This window comes from Klebsiella sp. SWET4, assembly GCF_024296565.1.
Lineage (GTDB): Bacteria > Pseudomonadota > Gammaproteobacteria > Enterobacterales > Enterobacteriaceae > Klebsiella > Klebsiella variicola.
In genome coordinates, this window is record NZ_JANCOB010000004.1 from 191,694 (window position 1) to 204,461 (window position 12,768).

The following is a 12,768-nucleotide window of genomic DNA, read 5'->3' on the forward strand; positions in this document are numbered from 1 at the left end:
CGGAAGAGAGTTATGACTGTATTAGGCACCGCGCTGCGCCCGGCAGCCACCAAAGTAATGCTGTTAGGTTCCGGCGAGCTGGGCAAAGAAGTCGCTATTGAATGTCAGCGTCTGGGCATTGAAACTATCGCCGTCGACCGCTACCCCGATGCCCCGGCGATGCAGGTCGCCCACCGCGCCCATGTCATCAATATGCTGCACGGCGAGAGCCTGCGCGCTCTGATTGAACAGGAAAAACCCGATTACATCGTGCCGGAGATCGAAGCTATTGCTACCGATACCCTGGTTGAACTGGAACAGGCCGGGCAGAAAGTAGTCCCCACGGCGCGGGCGGCTAAGCTCACCATGAACCGCGAAGGCATTCGCCGCCTGGCGGCAGAAGAGCTGCAGCTCCCCACCTCCAGCTATCGCTTTGCCGACAGCGAAGAAGGCTTCCGCGCGGCGGTCACCGACATCGGTTTGCCGTGCATCGTCAAACCAGTGATGAGCTCCTCCGGCAAAGGTCAGAGCTTTATCCGCTCGACTGACCAGCTCAGCGAAGCCTGGCGCTATGCGCAGCAGGGCGGCCGCGCCGGCGCCGGGCGGGTGATCGTCGAGGGGGTGGTGAATTTCGATTTCGAAATCACCCTGCTCACCGTCAGCGCCGTCGACGGCGTGCATTTCTGCGCCCCGGTTGGCCATCGCCAGGAAGACGGCGATTACCGTGAGTCCTGGCAACCGCAGCAGATGAGCGACCTGGCCCTCGAACGTGCCCAGGCCATCGCCCGCAAGGTAGTGCTGGCGCTGGGGGGTCATGGCCTGTTTGGCGTGGAACTGTTCGTATGCGGCGACGAGGTGATCTTCAGCGAAGTTTCCCCGCGCCCACACGACACCGGCATGGTAACGCTGATCTCGCAGGATCTCTCGGAATTCGCCCTGCACGTTCGTGCCTTTCTTGGACTGCCCGTCGGCGCTATCCGCCAGTATGGTCCGGCCGCTTCCGCAGTGATCCTTCCGCAGCTGACCAGTCAGAACGTCAGCTTTGGCCAGCTGCAATCGGCCGTCGGGGCTGGCCTGCAGCTGCGACTGTTCGGCAAGCCCGAGATTGACGGTACCCGCCGCCTGGGGGTGACCCTCGCCGTTGCCGATTCGGTTGAAGAGGCCGTAGCGCGGGCTAAAACCGCCGCCGCTGCGGTCATCGTCGAAGGCTAAAGACAAAAAAACCCGGTCGCGTTGCCGCTGACCGGGTTGTCGACCCTGAGGCGCGGTTTACTTCGCGCCTTCCACCGCTTCACGCGCCAGGGTGGTGATGCGATCGTAGTCGCCGGCCTCCAGCGCGTCGGCTGGCACCAGCCAGGAACCGCCGATGCACAGCACGCTATTCAGCGCCAGGTAGTCACGGTAGTTGGCCGGAGAAATACCGCCGGTCGGGCAGAAACGAATGTGGCCGAACGGACCAGCAATCGCCTGCAGGGCTTTCACGCCGCCGTTGGCTTCCGCCGGGAAGAATTTAAACTCTTTCAGACCATACTGCATACCCAGCATCAGCTCGGAAACCGTGCTGATCCCCGGGATCAGCGGAATGGTGCCGTCTTCGGTCGCCGCTTTCAGCAGGGATTCGGTCAGTCCCGGGCTGATAGCGAACTGCGCGCCAGCTTCCGTTACCGCTTTCAGTTGCTCGACGTTGGTGACCGTGCCCGCGCCGACAATCGCGTCCGGCACTTCTTTAGCAATCGCGCGGATCGCTTCCAGGGCGCACTCGGTGCGCAGGGTGACTTCCAGCACGCGCACGCCGCCCGCGACCAGCGCTTTCGCCATCGGTACCGCATGCTCCAGCTTTTTCACCACGATAACCGGGACAACCGGACCGGAGGTGAGGATTGCTTCTGCTGTTGTTTTCCAGTTTTTCATCAGGATTTTCTCTCGCCAGATCTAGAAATAAAATCGTCTTAAAAAGTGATGCAGGTTGCGCCCTGCTCCGCGCCAGAGAGCTTCTCACGCAGCGCCCCAAACATCTCCCGACCGGTTCCCACGCGCGACGCGCTGAGGTCAGGGATATGCGGCTGACGCGCCGCCAGTTCGGCATCGTCCACCAGCAGCGTCAGTTCCCCCGTCTGCCCGTTCACGCGAATCACATCGCCATCGCGCACTTTCGCCAGCAACCCACCATCATAGGCTTCAGGCGTGACATGTATAGCTGACGGGACTTTACCGGAGGCGCCAGAGAGTCGGCCATCGGTCACCAGCGCTATTTTGAAACGGCGGTCCAATAATACACCAAGTGGCGGCATAAGTTTATGTAATTCTGGCATCCCGTTCGCTTTTGGCCCCTGATGACGGACCACCACCACACAATCTTTATCCAGCAGGCCCGCTTCAAAGGCCGGCAATACGTCGTGTTGGCTCTCGAACACCACCGCCGGCGCTTCGATCACCTGATTCTCCACCGGGACCGCCGAGGTTTTCATTACCGCGCGCCCCAGGTTGCCGCTCAGCACCTTGGTGCCGCCGTGACGGGAGAACGGTTTCTCGAAGGTCGCGATGACCTGATCGTCAAGCGGCGCTGTCGCCCCTTCACGCCAGTCCAGCTCGCCGTTGTTGAGCCACGGCTCCAGGGTATAACGCGACAGACCAAAGCCAGCGACGGTGTGAACATCCTCATGCAGCAGGCCGCCTTTCAGCAGCTCGCGCACCAGTACCGGAACGCCGCCCGCCGCCTGGAAGTGGTTGATATCCGCCGGGCCGTTGGGATAGAGGCGCGCCAGCAGCGGCACCACGTCTGACAGGTCGGAGAAATCGTCCCAGTTAATGATGATCCCCGCCGCGCGGGCCATCGCCACCAGGTGCATGGTATGGTTGGTAGAGCCACCGGTCGCCAGCAGCGCCACGATGCCGTTGACCACCACTTTTTCATCGAACATTTTCCCCAGCGGCATCCACTCGTTGCCATTGCCGGTCATGCGGGTGACCTGGCGTGCGGCAGCGGCGGTCAGCGCGTCCCGCAGCGGGGCATCCGGATGGACGAAGGACGAGCCTGGCAGTTGCATGCCCATAAACTCAACCACCATCTGGTTGGTGTTCGCCGTCCCGTAGAAAGTACAGGTGCCCGGCGCGTGATACGAGGCAGCTTCAGACTCCAGCAGCGCCATACGATCCACTTTACCTTCCGCGTACAGCTGGCGAATGCGGACCTTCTCTTTATTAGCCAGGCCGCTGGCCATTGGACCGGACGGAATAAAGACCGACGGCAGATGGCCGAAAGAGAGTGCCGCCATGGTCAGGCCAGGAACAATTTTATCGCACACCCCGAGGTACAGCGCGCCGTCGAACATGTTATGCGACAGACCGATAGCGGCGGACATGGCGATCACTTCGCGGCTCAGCAATGAGAGCTCCATACCATCCTGCCCCTGGGTTACGCCGTCGCACATTGCCGGCACGCCGCCGGCCACCTGGCCGACCGCATTGGCGCTATGCAGCGCTTTACGGATGATGTCCGGATAGTGTTCGTAGGGCTGGTGAGCGGACAACATATCGTTGTAGGAGGTAATGATGGCGATATTGTTGCGCAACATGCTTTTCAGAGAGGCTTTGTCGTCAGCCTGACAGGCCGCGAAACCGTGAGCCAGATTGCCGCAGGCCAGTTGCGCACGATGCACGGTGTCGGTTTTGGCCTGGTTAATCCTTGCGAGGTAAGCCGCGCGGGTGTCACGCGACCGTTCGATAATGCGATTTGTTACCCGTAACATTGTCGAATTCATAAAGGCTCCTCAAATTTGTATCTGTCCGGCCGCTGCGTGATGACGTATTTTTGTGCTAAAGGCCACCAACACCAGCGCTCAGGGGCAAAATGTCTGAAAGCAGTGTAATAAAAAAAGCCCCGTGGGTGAATCCTCACGGGGCTTAAAAGATTAAAAAGCGTGCGACTTTCTGCGTCAGATCATGTTACCGGTAAAATAACCCTGACGGATTAGGCTGCGAGCTTACTCGAACTCGTTCCATGAGCGGCCGTCACGGGTGATCATCGCCACCGACGCAACCGGTCCCCAGGTCCCTGCCTGATACGGTTTCGGCGCATCGCGGTCGGCAGCCCAGGCTTCGGTGATGGAATCCACCCATTTCCACGCCTCTTCCACTTCATCACGGCGGACGAACAGCGCCTGGATACCGCGCATGGTCTCCAGCAGCAGACGCTCATAAGCATCGGCCAGGTGCGTCTGGTTGAAGGTCTCGGAGTAGCTCAGATCCAGCTTGGTGATCTGCAGATTATGCTTATGGTCGAGGCCCGGCACTTTGTTCAGCACCTGGATATCCACCCCTTCGTCCGGCTGCAGACGAATGGTCAGCTTGTTCTGCGGCAGCTCCTGCCAGGTCTCTTTAAACAGGTTCAGCTCCGGAGTTTTGAAGTAAACCACGACCTCAGAGCATTTGGTCGGTAGACGTTTGCCGGTGCGCAGATAGAACGGTACGCCGGCCCAGCGCCAGTTATCGATATCGACGCGGATAGCCACGAAGGTTTCGGTGTTACTGGTTTTGTTGGCGCCCTCTTCTTCCAGGTAGCCCGGCACTTTTTTGCCCTGGGCAAAGCCGGCGGTGTACTGGCCGCGAACGGTTTTCTCACGCACGTTGGAGCGATCAATGCGGCGCAGGGATTTCAGGACCTTGACCTTTTCATCACGGATGCTGTCGGCGCTGAGATCGGACGGCGGTGACATGGCAATCATGCAGAGGATCTGCAGCAGGTGGTTCTGGATCATGTCGCGCATCTGCCCGGCCTGGTCGAAGTAACCCCAGCGCCCTTCAATACCCACCTCTTCCGCGACGGTGATTTCGACATGGTCGATAGTGCGGCAGTCCCAGTTATTGACGAACAGAGAGTTGGCAAAGCGCAGCGCCAGCAGGTTGAGGACCGTCTCTTTACCGAGGTAGTGGTCGATACGGTAGACCTGGCACTCTTCAAAAAACTCGCCGACCTGGTCGTTGATTTCACGCGAGGTTTCCAGCGAGGTACCCAGCGGTTTTTCCATCACCACGCGCGCAGGCTTGGCATTGAGCTTCGCTTCGCCCAGACCTTTGCAGATCGCGCCAAAGGTGCTCGGCGGCATGGCGAAATAGTTGATGGTGACACGGTTCTGTTGATCCAGCATCTCACCCAGACGCGTGAAGCCGCTGGTGTCATTGACGTCAAGATTACAGAACTCCAGGCGTCCGCTCAGGGAATCCCACAAACCCTCATCAATTTTTTCCTTCATGAAGGTTTCCAGCGCTTCGCGCACGACTTTGGTGTAAGCCGCTTTATCCCAATCGGCACGGCCGACGCCAATGATGCGGGTGTCGGCGTGGATCTGGCCCGCTTTTTCAAGCTGATACAGGGAAGGCAACAATTTACGTCGCGCCAGGTCGCCCTTCGCGCCGAAAATGACCAGGTCGCATGCCTGGGCCGTTTGCGTTACCGCCATGTCATTCTCCTCAGTTGATAGTCTGGTGCTTCTGCCAGGCTATATTTGTAATTTTCTTACACTGCACTGTACTGTGTTTACGTATTTCCCGAAAGCCTTCCCCTTCGTTTGCGGCGGTAAAACCGCACAGGGTGAAAACATTCGGCGATGATTTGGGCATCTGGCTGATATTGTTCGTTGTTTGTACCTGTTTCAGGTCAGTAAAATACGACTCTGATCATGTAATGAAAAAAAACAACATTATTTCACGTCATTCCTCACCGCTTGCGCTTGCGGAGGGGTATATTCTTGCTAAAACGCCCGATGATTTCACCCATTAATGAAATCGTTTCCATTGATGAGCGCCCTGTTACTAATGAACATGCTGGAAAAAATCCAGTCCCGACTGGAACACCTTAGCAAATCTGAACGCAAAGTGGCGGAAGTGATCCTCGCCACCCCCGCGCAGGCCATTCATTCGAGCATCGCCGCCCTCGCCCTTGAGGCCGGGGTGAGCGAACCGACCGTCAATCGCTTCTGCCGCAGTCTCGAAACCCGCGGGTTTCCTGATTTTAAACTGCACCTTGCCCAGAGCCTCGCGCACGGCACGCTCTATGTTAACCGGAATGTTGATGAAGACGACAGCGTTGAGTCATACACGGGAAAAATATTCGAATCGGCCATGGCGAGTTTAGATCAGGTCCACCATTCTCTCGACATGTCGGCGGTGAATCGCGCGGTGGATCTGCTGACTCAGGCCAAAAAAATCGCCTTTTTCGGCCTCGGTTCCTCGGCGGCGGTCGCCCATGATGCGATGAACAAATTTTTCCGCTTTAACGTGCCGGTCATCTATTCCGACGACATTGTCCTGCAACGCATGAGCTGTATGAATTGCGATGACGATGATGTGGTGGTGATTATCTCACATACCGGAAGAACCAAGAGCCTTGTGGAGCTGGCGCAGCTGGCCCGTGAAAACGATGCCATGGTGATCGCCCTCACCTCCGCCGGTACCCCCCTGGCCCGGGAAGCCACGCTCGCCATCACCCTCGATGTGCCGGAAGATACCGACATCTATATGCCGATGGTCTCCCGTCTCGCCCAGCTGACCGTCATCGACGTATTGGCGACGGGGTTTACGCTGCGTCGAGGGGCAAAATTCAGAGATAACTTGAAGAGGGTCAAGGAAGCGCTGAAGGAATCGCGTTTTGATAAAGAACCGTTCGTACCCAGTGATAATCAATAAAAGTTGATAACAAGCAGTACCCCATTACACCTTCGATAACGATCCGGCTGTGCGACGTTGCAGGCTGGCGCTACCGAATCCATGTTCACGCAACACCAAAGTTGTATCAGTCAACGGAGTATTACATGTCCAGAAGGCTTCGCAGAACCAAAATCGTTACTACCTTAGGCCCGGCAACTGACCGCGATAACAACCTGGAAAAAGTTATCGCCGCGGGCGCAAACGTAGTGCGTATGAACTTCTCTCACGGCACCCCGGAAGATCATCAGCTCCGTGCCGACAAAGTGCGTGAGATTGCGGCAAAACTGGGCCGTCACGTGGCCATCCTCGGCGACCTCCAGGGACCAAAAATTCGCGTATCGACCTTCAAAGAAGGCAAAATTTTCCTCAACGTCGGCGATAAATTCCTGCTCGACGCTAACCTTGGTAAAGGTGAAGGCGACAAAGAGAAAGTCGGGATCGACTACAAAGGCCTGCCGGCGGATGTCGTGCCGGGCGATATCCTGCTGCTCGACGATGGTCGCGTGCAGCTGAAAGTCCTCGAAGTTCAGGGAATGAAAGTGTTTACTGAAGTGACCGTCGGCGGTCCGTTGTCTAACAACAAAGGGATCAACAAGCTGGGCGGCGGTCTGTCTGCCGAAGCGCTGACCGACAAAGACAAGGCTGATATCGTCACCGCCGCCAAAATCGGCGTCGACTACCTGGCGGTCTCTTTCCCGCGCTGCGGCGAAGACCTGAACTACGCCCGTCGCCTGGCGCGCGATGCCGGCTGCGATGCGAAAATCGTCGCCAAAGTTGAGCGTGCGGAAGCGGTCTGCGATCAGGATGCGATGGACGACGTGATCCTCGCCTCCGATGTGGTCATGGTTGCGCGCGGCGACCTCGGCGTCGAAATCGGCGATCCAGAGCTGGTGGGTATCCAGAAAGCGCTGATTCGTCGTGCCCGTCAGCTGAACCGTTCCGTCATTACCGCCACCCAGATGATGGAGTCGATGATCACCAACCCGATGCCGACTCGTGCTGAAGTCATGGACGTGGCCAACGCCGTGCTGGATGGTACCGATGCGGTGATGCTCTCTGCGGAAACCGCTGCCGGTCAGTACCCGTCGGAAACCGTGGCCGCGATGGCGCGCGTGTGTCTGGGCGCCGAAAAAATCCCCAGCCTCAACGTCTCCAAACACCGTCTGGACGTCCAGTTTGACAACGTAGAAGAAGCGATTGCTATGTCGGCGATGTATGCCGCCAACCACCTGAAAGGCATCACGGCCATCATCACCATGACCGAATCGGGCCGCACCGCGCTGATGACCTCGCGCATCAGCTCCGGTCTGCCGATTTTCGCCCTTTCCCGCCACGAGCGCACCCTGAACCTGACCGCACTCTACCGCGGGGTGACCCCGGTGTTCTTCGACAGCCAGAATGACGGGGTAGCCGCTGCGCACGATGCCGTCAATCTGCTGCGGGACAAAGGCTACCTGGTCTCTGGTGACCTTGTGGTCGTTACCCAGGGTGACGTGATGAGCACCATCGGCAGCACCAACACCACCCGTATCCTCACCGTCGAGTAAGCCTCGGTGTCGACCTGCCAGCGATGCGCTGGCAGGTTTTTTTTGCCCACTATCTGGCAGATTACACCACCCAGCTCAACAACAGCGTCGCGGCGATCACCGTCGACGCCCCGCCGATCCGCGTCGCAATCTGGGCAAACGGCATCAACCCCATCCTGTTTGACGCCGAGAGGATGGCCACATCTCCGGTTCCTCCAAGGCCGCTATGGCAGCTGGTCACGATAGCGGCTTCCACCGGATACATATTCAGGCGAGTAGCGATAAAGAAACCGCTCAGCGCCATGGCAATAACGATGGAGCCGCAAACCACGACGTAGCCAATGGAGAAGACCGAGACCACGCTCTCCAGCGGCACATACAGCATGCCCAGGCCGATCATCAGCGGCCACACCAGCGCGGCGGAGACAAACTTGTAGCAGCTATGCGCCCCCAGCTCCATCGCCGCCGGGATAACGTTGGTATATTTGCAGAAGACGGCCGCCAGAATCATCAGCACCGGCCCGGGAATATGCACTACCTTCTCCAGCAGACCACCGACGATGAAAAATGCACAAATCATCAGCAACCCGGCGCCCATCAGCTGAAAATCGGTGGGTTGGGTACTCTGATGTTGCGCAAAGACGCTATTATCGTCATGGCTGCGGATCAGCATCCCATTGCCGGAGAGCGCCGGACGACGTGCGCCCATGCGCGCCAGAAAACCAGCGCATATAATGGCGAAAATATTCCCAACCACCGCGGCCGGCGCCAGCTGGGCAACATAGACATCAGGTGTTTGCCCGAGAATGGCCGAATAAGCCAGCGACAAAGGCAGGATCCCTTCGCCGATGCCGCCGCCGATAATCGGCACGATGATAAAAAAGAAGGTGTGGTAAATACTGTAGCCAAATAAGCTGCCCACCAGCAGGCCGGTTAATATTGCCGCCCCGGTCCCGGCCACCAGCGGGACAAACATACGCACCATCCCCTGGATCAGAATAGTGCGGTTCATTCCCAGAATACTCCCGACAACCAGACAGGCGATGACGAAATAGAGGAGATTGGCCTCTTTCATCAGCAAGTGCACAGTATCGAGCGTATGAGCTTCAAACACGCCAAAGTAGACCAATACTGAGGGCATCATCAGACACAATATGGCCGGCCCGCCAATGTCTTTTAGTACTGGCACCATGCGGCCAATCTTAGCCAGCGCGAATCCCAGGGTCATAATGACCGCCAGTCCGCCAATCATATTTTTCGGCAGCAGGCCCGCGCTCGCAGAGAGCGCGACGATCGCAGCGATACCAATAAAGAGCGTTAACGGTACGGCACCAACGTCGATATTGGATAAAAGTCGTGTCGATTGGCCGTTCGGTTGCGTTTTATCTATCGGGTGGTTGAGTGAATTATTTTCCATATTTTTACCTGAATGATAAGGAGGTAGCGTAGGGTAGTAACGCAATATTAAAATTTGCGTAGCAACATAAATGAAATAGCACTAAACACCGGCTCACCAAAATACACTCAAAACGGTAGCACAGGCGTTTAAAACAAAAAATGACAAACGGATTTCTTCTGTTGGCTTTGTGACTAAACTATAAAATTGATTTTAAGTAATTTAATTTATCGTCATAAAGCTAAAGTTTTCATCAATGGTGAAATTTAAATGCCTTAGATACAACCCCATGATTTAACCCTGTTTTCTTTATTTGTAAGTAAAGTATCCGAGACGAAATTATTTAAAGGCAGGCGACTGTGATGACTATCACCTTTTAAATATTACGGGATCGCTAGATTGGCGACACAACAACCCGATAAAATATGTCAGGACATCTTATGCCTTCACTACTCTTACAATCTCTTTTCCCATTGGTATTTATCATGCTGCTGGGATGGCTTAGCGGTAAACTAGGCTATACCCGGCGCGAGGATGCCTCCGTTCTGGCCACGGTGGTGATCCGCTTTGCGCTTCCGTTCCATCTTTTTATCGGCGCGTTAAATACCCATCCCGATAAAATTAAAAACTTCACCTTTATGGCGGTGTTAGTCATTGGCCTAATGGGGTCCTATTTTCTCACGCTGCTGATCTCACGCTATGTTTTCCGTCATGATATTAAAACCAGCGCGATTCAGTCGCTGGTTTGCGCCTTCCCCGATATGGCCTACTTTGGCGCGCCCGTGCTGGCGGTACTGATAGGTCCGGAGGGTTTTCTCGGCGTGCTTATCGGAAACCTGGTGACCAGCGTATTGATGATCCCCCTGACTATTATCCTGATTCGCATGGGAGACAAGCACCGGAGCGCGGATGAACCCCAGCTTCACGCCGGGCAGCTGATCCTGCAAAACCTACTGAAGGCCGTGAGAAACCCCATCGTCTGGATCCCAATTTCCGGCGTATTGCTCAGCCTGGCGGGAGTCCAGCTGCCACCTATGCTCAGTATGCCTATTGAAATGGTGGGTAAAATCGCCGGCGGTCTGTCACTGTTCGCCCTGGGACTGCTGTTTTACGGCGAACGCCCGACGGTCAATATTCAAACCTGTACCAATATCAGTATCAAAAATCTGATCCAACCGGCAATGATGGCCCTGGCCGGACTGGCCTTTGGGCTCAGTCATACCTTAATGCAACAGGTTATTATCATCGGCGCGACGCCTTCCGCCATCGCGGCAGGGATGTTTGCACTGCGCAGCGATACCTATATTGAGCCGGCCTCATCCTCTATTTTGCTGGGTACCGCCATCGGCGTCGTCACCGAAGGCATCATGATTTATCTCATTTCGTAATCACGGAAATAAAACACCAAGACATCAGGCAATGTTTTAATTTGATATTCAGGAGTCATCCAATGTTAGCCACAGAAACCTTATACACTCCCTATAACGGTGCCGTCCTGCTGGAAAATCCGTTATTAAATAAAGGCCTTGCTTTTACCGAAAGTGAACGCACGGCATTTAATCTTCAGGGACTGTTACCCCATAATGTTGAAACCATTGAAGAACAAACCGAGCGCGCATGGGGCCAGTTTTGCCAGTTCAAAAAGAGTATTTCGCGCCATATCTATCTCAGGAATATTCAGGATACTAACGAGACATTATTCTATAACCTGCTGCGTAGTCATATGAAAGAAACGCTGCCGGTGATCTATACCCCGACGGTGGGTGAAGCGTGTGAACATTTCTCAGAAATATATCGCCGGGGACGCGGTTTGTTTATTTCCTGGCCCAACCGTCACCAGATTGACGAAATGCTGCAGGGATTTTCCCGCAATGATACCAAAGTCATTGTGGTGACCGATGGCGAGCGCATTCTGGGGCTGGGCGACCAGGGGATTGGTGGTATGGGGATCCCCATTGGCAAACTCTCGTTATATACCGCCTGCGGGGGCATTCACCCGGCATCCACGCTGCCTATCATGCTAGATGTCGGCACCAACAACCCGCAGCATCTGGAGGATCCGCTGTATATGGGCTGGCGCCATCCGCGCATCAGCGACGAGCAGTACCTGGAGTTTATGGACATGTTTGTCCATGCCATTCAGCAACGTTGGCCGAATGTATTACTTCAGTTTGAAGACTTTGCCCAAAAGAATGCCACGCGACTGCTCAACCGCTATCGTCACCAGCTGTGCTGTTTTAACGATGATATCCAGGGCACCGCCGCCGTGACCTCAGGGACGCTGATCGCCGCCGCGGCCGCGGCCGGGACGCCGATCCGCGACCAGCGGGTAGTTTTCCTTGGCGGCGGTTCGGCCGGATGCGGCATTGCGGAAAAAATCATTGCGCTGATGGTGGATGATGGGCTTTCGCAGGAGGAAGCACGCCGCCGTATCTTTATGGTTGACCGCTTTGGCCTGCTGACGGATGAGATGCCCAATCTGCTCGATTTTCAGCGCGACCTCGTCACGCCGCGAGCCAGTATTGCCCACTGGGATACCGAGTCCGCCCAACTGTCGCTGATGGATGTCGTACGCAACGTCCACCCTACCGTACTGATTGGCGTGTCTGGCCAGCCGGGGTTATTTAGCGAAGAGATAGTGAAGGAGATGCATCGGCACTGCCCGCGTCCGATTATTATGCCGCTCTCTAACCCCACCTCCCGGGCCGAAGCCCAGCCGAAGGATTTGCTGGAGTGGACCCGGGGAAGCGCGCTGATCGCCACCGGCAGCCCGTTCGAACCCGTCTTCTACGACGGCAAAACCTACGATATCGCTCAGTGCAACAACGCCTATATTTTTCCCGGTCTGGGGCTGGGGATCCTCGCCAGTAAAGCGCAGCGCGTCACGGAAGCGATGCTGATCACCTGCAGTAAAACCCTGGCAGCCCACTCGCCTTTGGCGAGCCGTGAAACCGGTGCTTTACTGCCGCCGGTTGAAGAGATCGAAATGATTTCCCGGGCTATTGCCGCAGAGGTCGCTCGCGCCGCGCAGCGGGACGGCGTTGCGCCGCAGATTGACGAGGCACAGCTGGCGGCGAATATCGATAAAACCTTCTGGCGAGCGCGCTACACCGCCTATAAACGATCGTCATTCTGATCGTCATTCCTCAACTCATCTTGCGG

Annotated in this window: 10 protein-coding genes; 5 read left to right on the forward strand and 5 right to left on the reverse strand. The window is 56.3% G+C overall.

Going from position 1 to position 12,768, the window contains the following annotated elements; translation table 11 throughout:
- Positions 1–12: 12 nt before the first annotated feature.
- The gene (purT, locus tag NKJ21_RS12245) at positions 13–1,191 is read left to right on the forward strand and encodes a formate-dependent phosphoribosylglycinamide formyltransferase (protein WP_254732917.1); all 1,179 of its coding nucleotides are present in this window, start codon (positions 13–15) and stop codon (positions 1,189–1,191) included.
- 57 nt (positions 1,192–1,248) lie between these two features.
- Here purT and NKJ21_RS12250 read toward each other — a convergent pair whose 3' ends face one another.
- The 4 genes from NKJ21_RS12250 to NKJ21_RS12265 form a co-directional block, all read right to left on the reverse strand.
- On the reverse strand, positions 1,249–1,890 hold the full coding sequence (locus NKJ21_RS12250; protein WP_002911423.1) for a bifunctional 4-hydroxy-2-oxoglutarate aldolase/2-dehydro-3-deoxy-phosphogluconate aldolase: 642 nt from the start codon (positions 1,888–1,890) through the stop codon (positions 1,249–1,251).
- A 38-nt stretch (positions 1,891–1,928) separates the two neighbouring features.
- A complete protein-coding gene (gene edd / locus NKJ21_RS12255) occupies positions 1,929–3,740 on the reverse strand; it encodes a phosphogluconate dehydratase (RefSeq protein ID WP_008804261.1) in 1,812 nt (603 codons plus the stop codon).
- Positions 3,741–3,962: 222 nt separating this feature from the next.
- Positions 3,963–5,438, reverse strand: a complete 1,476-nt coding sequence (gene zwf, locus NKJ21_RS12260; RefSeq protein ID WP_008804260.1) for a glucose-6-phosphate dehydrogenase — start codon at positions 5,436–5,438, stop codon at positions 3,963–3,965.
- A gap of 10 nt (positions 5,439–5,448) precedes the next feature.
- Positions 5,449–5,598 (reverse strand): hypothetical protein, encoded by a 150-nt coding sequence (locus NKJ21_RS12265; protein WP_004145554.1) that lies wholly within the window; start codon positions 5,596–5,598, stop codon positions 5,449–5,451.
- Positions 5,599–5,757: 159 nt separating this feature from the next.
- Here NKJ21_RS12265 and NKJ21_RS12270 point away from each other — a divergent pair, with 159 nt between their 5' ends.
- Both NKJ21_RS12270 and pyk read left to right on the forward strand, forming a co-directional pair.
- The gene (locus tag NKJ21_RS12270; RefSeq protein WP_162493240.1) at positions 5,758–6,663 is read left to right on the forward strand and encodes a MurR/RpiR family transcriptional regulator; all 906 of its coding nucleotides are present in this window, start codon (positions 5,758–5,760) and stop codon (positions 6,661–6,663) included.
- A gap of 125 nt (positions 6,664–6,788) precedes the next feature.
- Positions 6,789–8,231 (forward strand): pyruvate kinase, encoded by a 1,443-nt coding sequence (gene pyk / locus NKJ21_RS12275; protein ID WP_002911440.1) that lies wholly within the window; start codon positions 6,789–6,791, stop codon positions 8,229–8,231.
- 61 nt (positions 8,232–8,292) lie between these two features.
- Here pyk and NKJ21_RS12280 read toward each other — a convergent pair whose 3' ends face one another.
- Positions 8,293–9,627: a 2-hydroxycarboxylate transporter family protein gene (locus NKJ21_RS12280; protein WP_012967679.1), complete on the reverse strand. Its 1,335-nt coding sequence runs from the start codon at positions 9,625–9,627 to the stop codon at positions 8,293–8,295.
- A 419-nt stretch (positions 9,628–10,046) separates the two neighbouring features.
- On the opposite strand from NKJ21_RS12280, the gene NKJ21_RS12285 reads away from it, so the two are divergent.
- Together NKJ21_RS12285 and NKJ21_RS12290 are read left to right on the forward strand one after the other, a co-directional pair.
- Entirely contained in the window at positions 10,047–10,994 is a 948-nt protein-coding gene (locus tag NKJ21_RS12285) for an AEC family transporter (protein WP_012541253.1), read from the forward strand.
- Positions 10,995–11,056: 62 nt separating this feature from the next.
- Positions 11,057–12,742 carry an NAD-dependent malic enzyme gene (locus NKJ21_RS12290; RefSeq protein ID WP_110221711.1) on the forward strand — a complete coding sequence of 562 codons (1,686 nt, stop codon included), beginning with the start codon at positions 11,057–11,059 and terminating at the stop codon, positions 12,740–12,742.
- Positions 12,743–12,768 lie beyond the last annotated feature (26 nt).

Bases quoted from the DNA above. Each gene is read 5' to 3' on its own strand.
- purT (WP_254732917.1), top strand. From the start codon at position 13: ATGACTGTATTAGGCACCGCGCTGCGCCCGGCAGCCACCAAAGTAATG.
- NKJ21_RS12250 (WP_002911423.1), bottom strand. From the start codon at position 1,890: ATGAAAAACTGGAAAACAACAGCAGAAGCAATCCTCACCTCCGGTCCG.
- NKJ21_RS12290 (WP_110221711.1), top strand. From the start codon at position 11,057: ATGTTAGCCACAGAAACCTTATACACTCCCTATAACGGTGCCGTCCTG.
- NKJ21_RS12270 (WP_162493240.1), top strand. From the start codon at position 5,758: ATGAAATCGTTTCCATTGATGAGCGCCCTGTTACTAATGAACATGCTG.
- NKJ21_RS12280 (WP_012967679.1), bottom strand. From the start codon at position 9,627: ATGGAAAATAATTCACTCAACCACCCGATAGATAAAACGCAACCGAAC.
- NKJ21_RS12265 (WP_004145554.1), bottom strand. From the start codon at position 5,598: ATGCCCAAATCATCGCCGAATGTTTTCACCCTGTGCGGTTTTACCGCC.
- zwf (WP_008804260.1), bottom strand. From the start codon at position 5,438: ATGGCGGTAACGCAAACGGCCCAGGCATGCGACCTGGTCATTTTCGGC.
- NKJ21_RS12285 (WP_012541253.1), top strand. From the start codon at position 10,047: ATGCCTTCACTACTCTTACAATCTCTTTTCCCATTGGTATTTATCATG.
- pyk (WP_002911440.1), top strand. From the start codon at position 6,789: ATGTCCAGAAGGCTTCGCAGAACCAAAATCGTTACTACCTTAGGCCCG.
- edd (WP_008804261.1), bottom strand. From the start codon at position 3,740: ATGAATTCGACAATGTTACGGGTAACAAATCGCATTATCGAACGGTCG.